We start from the raw sequence: 13,860 nt of genomic DNA, 5'->3' as shown, positions 1-13,860 counted from the left end.
TGACCCATGGACATCGAGAAGCGACACACCTCTCTCGCGAGAAGCGCAAGCACCGCAAAAAGGCGCTTCTTCAGGTCGAATTTCCTCCGCAAACAATTCCAAAAGCCTTGGAATTCATAACTTACCACCCTCGAGATGGTTGTTCGATCCCTCCGAGAACCCGATCTCTTCAAGTTGTGGCTTGATCTAAATGAAACCTTAAGGTATCATCATGACCATCAAAGGTTCCACAATGACACACAAAGGATTCAAAGGTGAACAATTCAATATCGGAAAGTGAGCTTCTGGAACATCTCAATTATTTAAGCAGTGTGTTTTTCACCATGATGGGCATCGCTTGTGCCTTAATGGCGTCATTATCCTTCTTTTCAAACAAGTTAATCATCGCCCTCCTCTTGGTTGCGGTTCCGGGCGCGTTCCTCTTGCTCATCTACATCTTTTGGAAGGGTCGGCTTCTCAAGCGCATGGGCCTTTCAACTCTTATTTTTGGCAGGAGATTTCCATTTCAAGAGGACGGATTCATGGAAATGGTGATGAGCCAGGCGATGACCATTTCTTTTCAAGCTACTTTGGTGAGCATCATCTTCATGTATAGCATCTCTGCAAACAGGCCCGTTGCAGAACCACTACCCGCCGACTTCTGTTTATTGACGATTGCGGCCATATTGACCGGATCCTATGGCATTTCATATTTGGTTCAGTATCGGCTCGGATCGCGGGAGGGTAGCGATGCATGACGAGCTCGAAAACAAAATACGCGTCTTTCGCGCCGAACATCGAATGAGCCAAACCGATTTGGCTGAAGCCATTGGTGTGACACGAAAGACCATCAGTACGATCGAGGTTGGAAAATTTACACCCTCTACGGTTATCGCATTAAAAATAGCGCGCCACTTTGGCGTTGCGGTCGAGAAAATATTCTGGCTCAAATCACAAAAAGACTGACCAACCGATGAGAATGAATAGAAAAGGATAAAAAATGAAAGTCACTTTAAGATTATTTAGTATTGGCTTTGCGAGTATCGCAATCATACTTATTTTTCAGGCGATGGGTTCGCAAGAATGGGTAATGAGAGATGGTGTTCTCATAAGCGGTGCATGTTTCGCTTCGGCGCTGCTGATGTTGAAAAGCTTGGATGGAGCCTGCCCCCGACCGGACGATCAAGATCGTTGGGAATGATGAATCGCGACGAACGGAAACGCCGCATGCGGGATTCGCCGACGCGTCGGTCGCCGAACCCCGCCCGGCGAATCAATAGCCCGCGGCACCGCCCGCGTTGCGCGGATCGCTCATCCCACGCAGCTCACCGTCCTTGACCAGGATCGAGTTGGCATCGCCCAGCCGCCAGCGCGACTTCATCAAATCCACGTGGCCCCGCTGCTCGAGCAGCTTCCGCGTGTCGGGCGAATAGGCGAAGGGTTCGAAGATGATGCGGTTCGGCTTCCACTGGTGGTGGAAACGCGGCAAACCGACGGCATCGTTGATGTCCATCTCGTGGTCGATGGTGTTGACGACGACCTGCAACACCGTGGTGATGATCGTGGAACCACCTGGCGAACCGGTCACCAACACCAATTCGTCGTCTCGGGACACGATCGTCGGCGACATGGAGCTGAGCATGCGCTTGCCCGGCTGGATTTCGTTGGCGACCCGACCCAGGAGCCCGTAGGTGTTGGGCACGTTGGCCTTCACGGAAAAGTCGTCCATTTCGTTGTTGAGCAGGAACCCGGCACCCTCGACCACGATCTTGTTGCCGTAGCCCCAGTTCAGGGTCGTGGTGCACGCGACCGCATTGCCCTTGCCGTCGACCACCGAGTAATGCGTGGTCTCGCGGCTTTCCAACGGCCAGCTCCCCGCGCCGATCTTTTCACTGTCGCTGGCTTTGTCCGCCGAGTAGTCGCCCATGCGTTCCTGGGCGTATTCCTTGTCGGTCAGCTTGGCCAGAGGCACCTCGACGAAGTCCAAGTCACCCAGGTGCTCGGCGCGATCGGCGTAGGCCCGACGTTCGGCCTCGATCATGAGGTGGATCAGGGCCGCACTCCCCCACCCCATGGCGCGCACGTCGTGGGGCTCCAGCATGTTGAGCATCTGCACCACCAGCACCCCGCCGGACGAGGGCGGCGCCATGCCCCAAATGTCGTAACCGCGGTAGGTACCCTTGATCGGATCGCGCCACTTACTTTCGTATTTGGCCAAATCCTTCTTTGAAATCAGACCCAGGCCGCGCTTCATTTCGCTGACCAGCAGTTTGGCGGTCTCGCCTTTGTAAAAACCGTCGCTACCTTTTTTAGAGATGCGTTCGAGGGTTTTGGCCAGGTCCGGCTGCTTCCACAGATCACCGGCCTGGTAGGGTTCGCCGTTTTTGCTGAAGGACTTCATGGACGCCGGATAGTCCTTCATGAACCGAAGCTGGTTCTTGAATTGGCCGGCCAGGTCGCGGTTCAGGACAAAACCCTCGCGCGCAAGTTTGATGGCCGGCGCGAGCACTTGTTGGCGCGACAGGGTGCCGTGCTTTTCCAAGACACGCAGCAATCCGTCGACCGTGCCGGGCACACCGCTGGCCTTGCGGGTCTTGGTGGACTGCCCCTTGATGACGTCGCCGTGCTCGTCGAGGTACATGTCGCGGCTGGCGGCGGCGGGCGCGGTCTCGCGAAAGTCGAGCGTGACGACCTTACCATCTTCCAGGCGAACGACCATGAAGCCGCCACCGCCGAGGTTCCCGGCGGAGGGATAGGTCACGGCCAGCGCGAAGCCCACCGCAACGGCGGCATCGATGGCGTTGCCACCCTGCTTCATGATGTCGACCCCGACCTGGGAAGCGATCATGGAACGCGAAGCGACCATGCCGTGTTCGCCGACGACGGGATCGGGAATGGCGGCCAAAAGGGAAAGCGGTTGAAAAAGGAGAGAAAGAACGAGAAGACGCATGAAGGTGGAACCGATATTCAAGCGAAGTACTCCCAACATCCGGAAAATCGGATTGTGATTCTGTGTTGGCGCCAGCTTAGCACAGGTGGGAAGAGATCCGGATGGCGGAGGGGAAGCGAGTTGACGCACGATTGATATATCACTAAAATACACATTAAAGCTCGTGATCGGATCGGTTTCATGTTTTCTTCCGCCCTCTTTTCCTCCATTTTCTCCGGCGCGTCCTTCCGCCTGACGCCCACCGGCCTGCACGCGGCGCCGTGGTGTCTCTCCCCCACTCCGGTCGCCCGAGGTTTCCGATTTCCACGTCTCTCATCCCCCGCGAGGTGTTCCATGCGATCCCTTTGTCTCCCATTGCTGCTGTTGTGTTCCGGATTTGCGACCGCTCGAGATGCCGACCTCACCGAAGCCTACCGCCGTGCCGAGCGGTTTCTACCGGGCAATGTCCTGAAATTGGTGGCACATGCCTATGTCGCACCCAATTGGGCCGAGGACGAATCGGGTTTTTGGTATCTGGACAACCGCTTCGGGCAACGGACCTTTCGCTGGGTCGACGTGAAGCGTGCGACCGATGCACCGGCCTTCGATCACGAGAAGCTGGCCAAGGCGCTGGCCAAGGCCGGCGACCTCGAGGTGGACCCGCAAGCGCTGCCGTTTCGCGACATCGAGGTTTCGGAAGATCGTAAATCGATTTCGTTTTCCCTTGGCGCGGCCTCCTGGCGTTGGCAAACCGAGACCCATGAGTTGGTCATGGACGAAGAGAAGGACGAGCAGCGGCACGTCGTCTCACCGGACGGGCATCGGCGCGTCTTCGTGCGGGACCATAATTTATATGTACACGATCACCGCAAGGACAAGGAACGCGCCCTGACCGAAGACGGGGCGGCTCGATTCGGCTACGGTTTTCGGCCGTCCTGGTATGCCATGCAACCCATGGGCGAACCGGATACCCAAGGCGAATCGGAAGGCGATATCTCCGCCAGTTGGTCCCCGGACGGGACCAAGATGATCAGCATCCATCTCGATCGACGCAAGGCCAAAAAGCTCTACCTGTTCCAGTCCACGCCGGAGGAAGGGTTCCGGGCCAAGGTTTGGGGCTACGAACGCGCCCTGCCGGTCGACGACCAGTTATCTACCCAATCGTTCGTGCTGTTCGACCTGAAAAAAGGAACGCGCACCCCGGTCGACATGGTGCCGCAGCCCGCCTACCTGGAATGGAGTCTGCCGGTCTGGTCGAAGGACGGCAAAAAGTTGTTGTGGCCTCGCTGGAAGCGCGCCTTTCGCGGCGTGGACCTGGTGGAAATCGACGCGGAAACCGGCAAGATCCGCGTCCTGCTGGAGGAAACCAGCGAGACGTTCGTGGATACGAACAATCACCAGTTCCGCCTGCTTCAAGAATCCGGCGACATCCTCTGGCTCTCCGAACGTTCGGGTTGGCAGCACATCTACCGCATCGACGGCAAGACCGGCGCGATCAAGAACGCTGTGACGCGAGGCGCATGGGTGGTGAATCGCATCGCCCAAATCGACGAAGCGGAAGGCTGGGTCACCTTCACGGCCAGTGGCGTGGAGAAGGACCAGGATCCCTACTACCGTCGCCTGTACAAGGTCGGCCTGGACGGCAACGACCTGACGTGCTTGACCCCGGAGCCAGGAAACCACTACATGCGGTTCTCCCCTGACCACCGCTATTTCGTCGACAACCTCTCGGAGGTGCACCGCACCCCCAGCGTCCTGCTGCGACGCACTCGTGACGGCAAGACCCTGAAGAAGCTCGCGGAAGCCGACATCCAGCCGCTGTTGACGGCGGGTTGGGTCCCGCCCGAGCCGTTCCGCGTCAAGGCCCGAGACGGCAAGACCGATTTGTACGGGCTGCTCTACAAACCGGCCGACTTCGACCCCAACCACAAGTATCCCGTCATCGACGGCACCTACTCCGGCCCGCACGCGGTGTACACACCCAAATCCTTCGTGGAGTTGATCTACCGCCAGGAGCAGGCCCTGGCGAACCTGGGTTTCATCGTGATCAACGTGGACGGCATGGGCACCTCGGGCCGCGGCAAGGTCTTCCACGATTTTTCCTACAAGAACCTGGGTGACGTGGGCGCGCCGGACCACATCGGTGCGATGCGTCAATTGGCCGAAACCCGGCCATGGATGGACCTGGATCGGGTGGGTATTTACGGCCACTCGGCCGGCGGGTACGACACGGTGCGCGCGATGCTGACGCACCCCGATTTCTACAAGGTCGGTGTGTCGTCGGCCGGCAATCACGATCACCGCATGGCCAAGATCTGGTGGCCGGAGTTGTGGATGGGCGAGCAGGGCTCACACTACGACGAACAGTCGAACCTCACCCTGGCGGATCGCCTGAAGGGCCGCCTGTTGCTGGTACACGGCGACATGGACAACAACGTGAATCCGGCGGCAACCCTGCGCCTGGCCGGAGAGCTGATCAAGCACAACAAGGACTTCGACCTGTTGTTGATCCCCAACAAGCGCCACCTTCTGAACGACGATCCCTACTTTCTGCGCAAGCGTTGGGACTACTTTGTCACCCATTTGCAGGGGAAGACCCCGCCGGCGGGCTACCGCATCGAGTTGTCCCTCTGATTGGGCGGAGGTTGGGTGCTTCGCGGGTTGGGTTCGTGACTGCTTTTTTTTACCACTGAGTCGCCGCCCAGGCCGGGGGCCGGATTGCCGGACCACCGGGTTTCAGGTGGGTAACTAATCGAAGCGAATCGTTTGGGAGTTCCCGCATTTGTGAGAGGGGCGTCGTTGCAGTAAGTTGGCCCGCCGGGCCGACATTTTTCGACGAACTCCCTGCACATCCGCCTTTTTAGGTTTTTATCTTTATCTTCGAGCTTTACAGAGTTTGTTACATAAGAGCCGCGAACCAGCGGGCATACCCAGCTCGATTTCGAGAAAGAAACAGACCACCTGGTTTCTGGCGAAGGGCCATGGGTCGTTCATCCGAAAAATTTAGCGAGAACCCATGAACATCGGAAACCAGGAAAGGATCCGCATTTGGTGTCGAATCATGGCCCTGCTTTTCCTGGTTTCGATCATTCCTGCCTTCCTGATCAAGATTTGACGACGGCAAGACCCAGCTCAGGTTGAATACACCACTTTGTTTCAAGAGAGTCCACGGAGTTTCCGGAGGTTGGATCACCTCTTGGGAATCCGTTGTGGCGAGGAGGTTTGGAGCGCTCGCGGTCACGGAGAAGGCGTTGTCAAACTAGGTACCGGGCTCGTCCGGGGCCGTGGACCGAAATGTTGGATAGGTACGGCATCATATCTCATCAAGCAGTTATCTGAACTATCTCTACTACCTCAATTTTCAATACAGCTTACCGCAATGTGACTTGGTTGCGTTATCTCTGGGACCTTCCGTGAAACCATCTCCTTGTGGCTCATCTCTGGCTAAAAATGTCTGTCCACGAATCACACCGATTGACACGAATTAAAAAATTATCTTCGGATCCCGTGCTCCCGATTTTTTAATGGACCGATTGCACTCCGAGTATCATTCCCTGGTAATCCTTTGATTCGTGTAATTCGAGTGATTCGTGGACAAAATTGTCCCGTTTCAAGAAACCAGATGAAACACGACTGCGTGGACGACTGACACCCGTTAGCATTTGAAACCCGCCCTATCCAGAGGAACCCTTTCAAAACATCTGTTTCCGGATAGGCACTCGTTTATTTCTTACTTAATGATCCATTTCTTACGCTTTCAAACCAACAAAAGAGCAGTTATCTGAAATATTTCTACTACCTTAATTTTTAAAACAGCTTACCGCAATGAGACTTGGTTGGGTTATCTCTGTGACCTTCCGTGAAACCATCCACTTGTGGCTCATCTCTGGCTAAAAAAGTCTGTCCACGAATCACACAGATTGACACGAATTAAAAAATCATCTTCGGATCCCGTGCTCTCGATTTTTTAAAGGACCGATTGCACTCCGAGAATCATTCCGTGGTAATGCTTTGATTCGTGTAATTCGAGTGATTCGTGGACAAAATTGTCCCGTTTCAAAAAACCAGATGAAACACGACTGCATGGACGACTGATACCCGTTAGCATTTGAAACCCGGCCCATCCAGAGGAACCCTTTCAAAACATCTGTTTTTGAATAGGCGCTCGTTCATTTTTTACTTAATGATCCATTTCTTACGCTTTCAAACCAACAAAAGAATAAAAATCTAAAAAACTCCACGAACTCAAAACTCAAAACTCAAAACTCAAAACAACCTACGGTAAAAGTGACTTAACTCCGTTTCCTCTGTGACCTCTTATGTAACAAACTCTGTTTATGTAACAAACTCTGTAAAGCTCGAAGATAAAGATAAAAACCTAAAAAGGCGGATGTGCAGGGAGTTCGTCGAAAAATGTCGGCCCGGCGGGCCAACTTACTGCAACGACGCCCCTCTCACAAATGCGGGAACTCCCAAACGATTCGCTTCGATTAGTTACCTACCTGAAACCCGGGCCCCCGGCCTGGGCAACGACTTTGTGGTGAAAAACAGCAGTCACCGCTCATCACGATGGAACACAACTCGATAGCCTCCGTTCCAGCCAAGGATTCAATACCTACCGCCACATGGCGATAGAAAACCTGGCCGAATTTCGCAAGAATAGTAGGGAAAACACCACCCAACAGCACGCGAATCGGCCAAGCTCCGGCCGGCACCGAAGGGACCGCTCTTTTTGGCTGCCGTTCGGGCGCCCAATCGCCGATTGCCATCGCCGAAGACGGAGGATCACATGTCCGGGATGCGAATCACGAGGCAAAGCCCCTTTGCCCTGCCACTGGGGATCCAGTTCGAAACGGGTCGGTACGCTGGTGACCGCATCTCCGGGGCCGACCTGGTCGCAACCCTGAGCCCGACCCGCATCGCCAAGACCAACAAGCGACCGGCGGGTCGCGGTTCCACCACGCTCGGCCTCAATCCGAAATGCGACTACCGCAAGCTCGGAGAAACGGGCTGGGCGGCGCTGTTCCCGCCCGGTGAGGAGGGCAAGGCCCTGAGGGAGGCGCTCGCGCCGCTGTTGGCCTGGCGTCGCGAACAGGCGGGGTCCCGCTTCCACACCTTCGACTTGGCACCTTCCCAAGCGTTTCCGGGTCGACTGGAAACGAAAAACGAGTTTTTGCGGCGCCAACAGGTGCCGTTACACGGCGTGGTCAATCCCGACCTGATGCCCTATTACCTGATGGCCGTGGGAAGGGCCTCGCATTTTTCCTTTCGGGAACTTCACGCGCTGGACCTCCAGTACGGGGTCGGGCTACTGGACCTCCCCGATCCGGACGCCTATCGCCGCTACGCGGAAACGGTGGTGGAGATCGAGCGATCCCAATGGCAGGGACCACGCGACCTGGCCTTTTTCGCGCCCGCCCACGAAAAGGACATCACGCAGTCCTCGGCCTACCGTTTCGTGGAACCGCTCAGCCAAAGGTTGAAGGACACCTTGGGCCAAAACGAGAAGTCGACCCGTGCGATTCACTGCCATCTGGGTAACGCGGCCACCCACGAGCGACTGCTCCACCTGATGGGCGGCCCCGACAAGCCGGCCTTCCTGTTTTCGGCCACCCACGGTCTCAGTTTCGGCCGAACCCATGCCTGCCAGCGCGACTACCAGGGTGCCCTGGTCTGCTCGGACTGGGCAGGCCCCGGCAATCAGGTATTCCTAAGACATGTCGTCGCCGCCCCCTCCCTCGAAGATCGGTGCGATCTCCGCGGCATGATCGGCTTTCACGTGGCGTGCTACTCCGCCGGCACCCCCCAGTTCGATTATTTTTCCAAATACCAGGGTCGGGACCGAATCGAATTGGCCTCTCAATCGTTCACCGCCCAGCTCCCTCGCCGAATGTTGGGCCATCCCAACGGTACGGCGCTGGCGGTCATCGGTCACGTGGACGGCGCCTGGGCCAGTTCCTGGGAATTGCCGAACCAGAAGCCGCACATCGACATCTACGAAAGCCTCGTGCATCTTCTGCTCGAAGGCTACCCGGTCGGCGCCGCGATGGAACTGATGAACCAACGCTACGCCAGCCTGGCCGCCGAACTGAACGGCATGATCGAGCGATTCGATTGGGACGACGACCTGGACGAAAAGGAAATTCTGGAAATGTGGATGTTCCAAAACGACGCGCGGACCTACCTGCTCATGGGCGATCCGGCCGTTCGCCTGCCAGGCTCCTGATGCGTCGGTTTCGGGTCGGGTGCGCCATGTATCGACACGTCGGATGAGGTGGAGCCCGTCATCGGGGTTCCCCATGCATGATTCGGGAGGCTCCCAAGTCTCCTAATTAAGCGGCCTCGGCTATTTGGCCGGTTCGGCGCTGCCCTGATCCGAGGCGATCGGCTTTCCATCGAGACCGAGCTTCAGGGTCCGGATCCGTCGATGCCGCTCGTCGTATTCGTATCGGATGATTGCCGCTCGATCGTAGGCACTCACCACAGGCTTGCCTTCGACGTCGTGAAAGCTCTGTTCCCGCAGAAGTCCGTATCCATCGCGACGGTACCGAATCTGCGCGAACCCATCGACGGTATTGACCATGCGACCCCGAACGTCGAAGTAGGTCCTGCCCATCAGCCAGCGTCCGGTTGGATCCCATTCGAAGGCCACGGTCGCCCAACCAGAACGGCCCGCCACCGGCTCGCCGTCGAGACCTCGGAACCGCAAGTGACGGATGTTGCCGAATCGGTCGCAATCCCAGTCCCACTGCACCGATCCCGAATCGTGAAAGGAGGGCTTGCCTTCGCGATCGAAGAAAAGAATCCGGGTTCGGCCGCCTTCCTCAAAAACGTAATCCTCACCCGCGGTCCCCGTGGGCCCCAACGCCGGCTCGCCGCTTTCGTCATAGACCTCCCAACGCAGAAACCGACCCTGTCGATCGTAGAAATAGCGGTACTGTGCGGCCCCGGATGCGGATGGTGTCAACTGGTTCCGGCCGTCGACGTTCTGCATGAGCGTCAGATGCCCGTCAGCGGCGAACACCATGCGGATGCGCTTGAACTCAAACCCGGGACGGTGTGTGACCCAGTCTCCTTTCCCATCGAAGCGCGTCTCGACCACGCTGCCGTCGGGAAGGTAGTCCCATTCGTAGCGCAAAATGCCCCAACCGTTCTCGATCGCGGCACCGGCCTTGTCCACGAACCGCATCAGGCGATAACGACCCAGTGCATCGGTCTCGTATATTTTTTCCCATACATCACCCCAGCCCTCGATCCGGTTGCCGAAGCGATCGTAGAATCGATGGATTTCGCGACCATCGACATACTCGATTTTGGTGTGCGCCCCGTGAACGTACATCGACCCGAAAAACGGTTGGGTTTCCTTGTACACCGACCCCAATCGAAGCTGGATGTCCACGACCCGGTTCGCGCGATCGAAACCGATGGCGACGTGAATGCGATCGGCCGCCTCCTCCGCACTCAGCGGCATGGAACCCTTGATGGGTTGAACGGGTGACTCCCAAAAAGGCAATTGCCCGTAGTATTCGGTTCGGACCACCTCCCCGGAAAATGCGGTCGCGTGGACCAGGATCCAAAACATGACGTGTCTTGCGCGCATCGAAACGCCTCCTTTCATTCGTCCGTGCTCGGTCAGAGTCGGCATGTTCTCGCTTACGGGCGCCCCCAACCCGCCCGTCCCCCCATTGCGACGTTCGGTCGCCAAATTGCGATTTTCGGTCGGCGCTCGCATAGGTCGTGGGGTTTCTCGATGCTATGGTAGGGAGGCCGTTCCAAACCGACCGTCCGGGAGCCTTGCCGGCCATGACTGATAAATGGTTCCATATCACACAGTTATCGATTTGGATCGGCTTTGGGATACTCACCCGCCATACCTGGTTGGACACTCGGCCGCCTTCCTGGACCTGGATCGCGCTCTACATGGGGCTCGGTTACGGCGCCTCCATGATCCTCGCCTGGATCTTCCGTCGACTGGTGGAGCGGTCGTTTGCGGTTCAGGTCGCCGCAGCGTCGCTCGGCTCCCTGGTGCTCGGACTCCTTTGGCGTCTCTGCTTCAATACGCTCGAATACCACGTCCTCGAATCCGCCAACAACGCGTTTCGGTTTTGGGGCTATTTCCACAACGGCAAATCGGCCGTCATCCAACTCGTTGCATGGAGCACCGGATTTTGGATGGTTCACCACTACCACCGCGCCCTGCGCCACCAGCAACGGGCACAAGCCGCGGAGCTCCAGGCCAAGAGCGCCACCTTAAAATTGCTCCAATCTCAGGTGGATCCCCATTTCCTGTTCAATGCCCTCGGCAGCCTCGACACCCTGCTGCTGAAAAACGACGCGGTGGAGGCACGCCGGATTCTGGGTCACCTCACCCAATTTCTGCGCGGCTCGCTGGCATCGGCACCCGCCCCGACGACACCGTTCGACCAGGAAATCGATCGGGTTCGTGCCTACCTGGCCATCGAATCGATGCGGTACGGCCCGCGCTTGCACCTGGTTTGGCATCTGCCGGAAACTCTTCCGAAGGTCCCACTCCCCAGTGGTATCCTGCTGCCCCTGGCCGAAAACGCGATCACCCACGGTATCTCCCAATGCGTCGAGGGCGGTACCGTCGAAATCGCGGTGACCACCAAGACCACCCACATCCACACGACCATCACCAACCCCGTGGCCCCGAACCCGACCAATAAGGGTTTGGGAACCGGCCTGAACCATACCCGCCAGCGCCTGGCTACCTTCTACGAGGGCGCGGCGAACCTCTCGGTTACCGAACGACCCGACCGATTTCGAGTGACGCTGGAGATCCCCAACCATGAACTTGAAGGTGCTCATCGTCGATGACGAGCCGCTGGCGCGCGAAGCCGTTCGCCTTCGCATCCAAAACCATCCAGAATTCGCGGCGTGCCGGGAAGCCGACAACGGATTGGACGCCTTGGTCCTGGTCCGTCAGTGGCAGCCCGACGTCGTGTTTCTGGACATCGAGATGCCAGGCCTCGATGGCCTGGCGGTAGCACGCCACCTGATCTCGGAACCGCAGGTGCACGTCGTGTTCGTGACCGCATACAACCACTACGCCGTTCAGGCGTTCCGACTCGACGCGCTGGACTATTTGGTCAAACCCATTCGCGACGATCAGTTTCGCGAGGTCGTCCGGAAGACGATCCAACGGGTGAACCAGCGTACGGCCCTCGAGGAGCGGGAAAGGCTGGCGAACCTGTTGCGCGACCTGCAACAGCGAGACGGCCAGGCAACCGGGCCCGTGGCAACCCCGTCCCACGTGACCCGGATCGCGCTGACCCATCAGCAGGAAACCGTCATGGTGAACGCTGCGCAAATCGAATCGATCGTTTCCGACAAGGACTACCTCCGCATTCGAACAGCGGACCAGGTCTACTACCACCGATCCACCATGAAAGAAATGCAATCCCTCCTCGACGAAAACCTGTTTCTGCGCTGTCACCGCTCGCACCTGGTCAACCTCCGCCACCTGACGCGGACCCAACGACGGGACGGTCACTGGATCCTCGTCAATCGCAGTGGCGACCTGCATCCGGTCAGTCGACGCTACCGGGCTTCCGTTCGGCAGCAGTTGAGGGAACGGTGGCACCAGGTCGAAGAGATCGCGCCAGACGACGCGCCGAAGTAGCGGGGCAAGGCACCAAGGCGGATCACATTACATAAATTTTAAAATTGTTTACTTTTTCATTACAAAACTTCTTGCCTTCACCAAACCAGGCGATTATGATTCCTGATATCCAATTGATGTCCTAATTTTATTTTGCGTCGATGATTCCTGACGCCCTCCCTTCAAAAACAGGCTCCACCCTTTCTCGAAGACTCAGGCCCCGCATCCTCTCCAGGGAGTTGCGGCCGGTGCTGGTCATTCTGGAGGACGGACTGTGGACTGTCGCATCAGCACAATTGGATTGCTGGAATCGCAGTGGGCGAACGACTCGGATTCGAAGCACGTTGGGGCGCTTGGATCTCTCGGGTCGATCGGGTTTGCGGAGACCTCTTCCCGCCCCTGCGGTCACCGCTGTCGTCATCGCGGCGCCGTGTCCCCTCCTCCGGATCGAAAGTCTTGCAGGCCGACGCGTCTCGATTGCCGGCGAAGGTGCACACATCGAGCACCCTTTCCTCGCGAACGGGACCCATAGCCGCCTCGCGTCGCCAATCATGTACATCGCGACGTCGATATTTATGTTTCCACTTTGTTTCGAGCCTTTTATATGGCGCGACCATCGCGTTTCTCCATGAAGACGCGTCGGGTGCGCCCCTGGAACCTGACGACCGTGTGTCCACCACCTGGAGATGGGGCTTCAGTGCAGCCGGACACCTTCGAACAGGACCTTGACCGAGCCTATTCCTTCGATTCCTGAACCCGTCGAGCCAGGTGCCGGCACCATTCTCACCTTGGTTCGACCCGCGATTTCAACCGATTCCGATCCTATTGCACCTCAATCGAGTCGCCCTCTCTGTGCAACCGACCCTGGTTTCGGCCCCGTCCGTGACGGCACCTGACCCAAGGCCTCGGTAATCATTTCATGCACCGGACGGGTGATGTCGGTCCGTGGTCTGCGCTGGCTGGATCCGACGCGCGGCCATTTGGGTGCGTTTTCCCTCCAACCCCCACACTCGAATCGTTTTACGCGGCGCCCCGCGTTCGCTTTTCTGCGCACGCCGGCGAAGCTCATTCCCCGTTTTTTCGGGTCGGGATCCGTGCGTGTCCGTTTCCATCGGCACCGCGCGAGACCGTCCCATCGATTCCCCATGCCCATTCCAGGCTCTTTCCATACGCCGGGAATTCAACCCTTCAAAGGGGTGATCCACGGTGGCGGTCCGACCTGCGGAACATCGTCGACGCAACGGAACCGGAGCGATCGGGACGCCCATGAGCGTCCGGCCCTGGAGCGATCACCTTGCGGTTCCCCGTTTTTGACACCCGCGATCGAGAC

At 57.7% G+C, this 13,860-nt stretch carries 9 protein-coding genes; 7 read left to right on the top strand and 2 right to left on the bottom strand.

Annotated elements, in window-relative coordinates:
- Positions 1-254: 254 nt before the first annotated feature.
- The 3 genes from J3U87_RS25025 to J3U87_RS25015 are packed head-to-tail and all read left to right on the top strand — an operon-like array spanning position 255 to position 1,180.
- Entirely contained in the window at positions 255-737 is a 483-nt protein-coding gene (locus tag J3U87_RS25025) for a hypothetical protein (RefSeq protein WP_237378519.1), read from the top strand.
- Positions 730-945 (top strand): helix-turn-helix transcriptional regulator, encoded by a 216-nt coding sequence (locus J3U87_RS25020; protein ID WP_237378518.1) that lies wholly within the window; start codon positions 730-732, stop codon positions 943-945. The genes J3U87_RS25025 and J3U87_RS25020 overlap by 8 nt, the downstream gene beginning before the upstream one ends.
- Positions 946-979: 34 nt before the next feature.
- Positions 980-1,180, top strand: coding sequence for a hypothetical protein (locus J3U87_RS25015; protein ID WP_237378517.1), 201 nt, complete (start codon positions 980-982; stop codon positions 1,178-1,180).
- Between the two features lie 72 nt (positions 1,181-1,252).
- Here J3U87_RS25015 and ggt read toward each other — a convergent pair whose 3' ends face one another.
- The gene (gene ggt, locus J3U87_RS25010) at positions 1,253-2,950 is read right to left on the bottom strand and encodes a gamma-glutamyltransferase (RefSeq protein ID WP_237378516.1); all 1,698 of its coding nucleotides are present in this window, start codon (positions 2,948-2,950) and stop codon (positions 1,253-1,255) included.
- Positions 2,951-3,262: 312 nt separating this feature from the next.
- Here ggt and J3U87_RS25005 point away from each other — a divergent pair, with 312 nt between their 5' ends.
- On the top strand, positions 3,263-5,542 hold the full coding sequence (locus J3U87_RS25005) for a S9 family peptidase (RefSeq protein WP_237378515.1): 2,280 nt from the start codon (positions 3,263-3,265) through the stop codon (positions 5,540-5,542).
- Positions 5,543-7,697: 2,155 nt separating this feature from the next.
- Positions 7,698-9,134, top strand: a complete 1,437-nt coding sequence (locus J3U87_RS25000) for a C25 family cysteine peptidase (RefSeq protein WP_237378514.1) — start codon at positions 7,698-7,700, stop codon at positions 9,132-9,134.
- 120 nt (positions 9,135-9,254) lie between these two features.
- Here the strand turns inward: J3U87_RS25000 and J3U87_RS24995 are convergent, their stop codons facing one another.
- Positions 9,255-10,508, bottom strand: coding sequence for a hypothetical protein (locus J3U87_RS24995; RefSeq protein ID WP_237378513.1), 1,254 nt, complete (start codon positions 10,506-10,508; stop codon positions 9,255-9,257).
- Between the two features lie 203 nt (positions 10,509-10,711).
- Here J3U87_RS24995 and J3U87_RS24990 point away from each other — a divergent pair, with 203 nt between their 5' ends.
- Both J3U87_RS24990 and J3U87_RS24985 read left to right on the top strand, forming a co-directional pair.
- Complete coding sequence (locus J3U87_RS24990; RefSeq protein ID WP_237378512.1) at positions 10,712-11,746, top strand: sensor histidine kinase; 1,035 nt, start codon at positions 10,712-10,714, stop codon at positions 11,744-11,746.
- Positions 11,718-12,551: a LytR/AlgR family response regulator transcription factor gene (locus J3U87_RS24985; RefSeq protein WP_237378511.1), complete on the top strand. Its 834-nt coding sequence runs from the start codon at positions 11,718-11,720 to the stop codon at positions 12,549-12,551. Before J3U87_RS24990 ends, J3U87_RS24985 begins: the two co-directional genes overlap by 29 nt.
- The last annotated feature ends 1,309 nt before the right edge of the window (positions 12,552-13,860 follow it).

The organism is Sulfidibacter corallicola (assembly GCF_017498545.1).
GTDB classification, from domain to species: domain Bacteria; phylum Acidobacteriota; class Holophagae; order Acanthopleuribacterales; family Acanthopleuribacteraceae; genus Sulfidibacter; species Sulfidibacter corallicola.
This window is presented reverse-complemented; position numbering and strand designations above follow the sequence as displayed.

What these genes read in the sequence shown, in the direction of transcription:
- J3U87_RS25020 (WP_237378518.1), top strand. Translation starts at nt 730, where the DNA reads ATGCATGACGAGCTCGAAAACAAAATACGCGTCTTTCGCGCCGAACAT.
- J3U87_RS25015 (WP_237378517.1), top strand. Translation starts at nt 980, where the DNA reads ATGAAAGTCACTTTAAGATTATTTAGTATTGGCTTTGCGAGTATCGCA.
- J3U87_RS25005 (WP_237378515.1), top strand. Translation starts at nt 3,263, where the DNA reads ATGCGATCCCTTTGTCTCCCATTGCTGCTGTTGTGTTCCGGATTTGCG.
- J3U87_RS25000 (WP_237378514.1), top strand. Translation starts at nt 7,698, where the DNA reads ATGTCCGGGATGCGAATCACGAGGCAAAGCCCCTTTGCCCTGCCACTG.
- J3U87_RS24995 (WP_237378513.1), bottom strand. Translation starts at nt 10,508, where the DNA reads ATGCGCGCAAGACACGTCATGTTTTGGATCCTGGTCCACGCGACCGCA.
- J3U87_RS24990 (WP_237378512.1), top strand. Translation starts at nt 10,712, where the DNA reads ATGACTGATAAATGGTTCCATATCACACAGTTATCGATTTGGATCGGC.
- J3U87_RS24985 (WP_237378511.1), top strand. Translation starts at nt 11,718, where the DNA reads ATGAACTTGAAGGTGCTCATCGTCGATGACGAGCCGCTGGCGCGCGAA.